Raw genomic sequence first — 749 nt, forward strand, 5'->3', positions numbered from 1 at the left:
GCCAGCATTTTGGAAAAAACCATGCTAAGCAAAAAATACAATGAGCCGCCCATATGGACAGCTCATTTACATAATGATCGTTATTGGAAGTTACTTTTTGTTTTATTTTTTCTCACTAATTTTAAGTCGTCTTGCATTTCCAAAACATGCGCTCCCAATTACGAATATAACAGAAGAGATATACAGTGTTATCCCTGAATATTCATTATCAAATATTGTAGTATTAAGAAAAGTAACAAACATCATCAATATAAGTGATATGTACAATCCATTAATATTTTTCATTTATGTTCCTCCCTTACTTTTTTCTTGTTCTTACGAATAAACCACAATACCACAGTTAAAAATAATAAAAAAATCAGTAAAAAGAGCGGTATTTTTTGAATAAAGAAAAATCCTTTCCAAAAATCTAACCTAGTACTATCAGGAGAATCTGTTGCCATCCCACCTATAAAAAAAGACAACGGAATAGCAAGTATATTTATCCCTAAACCGATCATTATGAATGATAGATTTTTATTCCGGATTTTTGGTAATGCAGCCATAATAAATAAAGATAATGAGGTAACAATTATAAGAAACAGTAATCCAAAATAAAATCCAAAATAAAATACAATATCCATAATAAATCCCATAATATCCCTCCAAGACTTTAATTGTACCATCAATAAGGGTAATTTTGGTTGAATATGATATTCATAGAAAGTTAACATAACGCAATATTATTGGTAGCAAGGACAAGGAGGAAC

2 protein-coding genes are annotated in these 749 nt (G+C 29.5%); both read right to left on the reverse strand.

Annotated features, from left to right (window positions below; translation table 11 throughout):
- Positions 1 to 102 precede the first annotated feature (102 nt).
- Complete coding sequence (locus JDS80_RS31855; RefSeq protein WP_098268445.1) at positions 103 to 285, reverse strand: hypothetical protein; 183 nt, start codon at positions 283 to 285, stop codon at positions 103 to 105.
- Complete coding sequence (locus JDS80_RS30670) at positions 282 to 623, reverse strand: hypothetical protein (RefSeq protein WP_199640816.1); 342 nt, start codon at positions 621 to 623, stop codon at positions 282 to 284. The genes JDS80_RS31855 and JDS80_RS30670 overlap by 4 nt, the downstream gene beginning before the upstream one ends.
- Positions 624 to 749: the final 126 nt, after the last annotated feature.

Origin of the sequence: Bacillus cereus group sp. N8 (assembly GCF_016483685.1) — a bacterium.
GTDB lineage: Bacteria > Bacillota > Bacilli > Bacillales > Bacillaceae_G > Bacillus_A > Bacillus_A proteolyticus.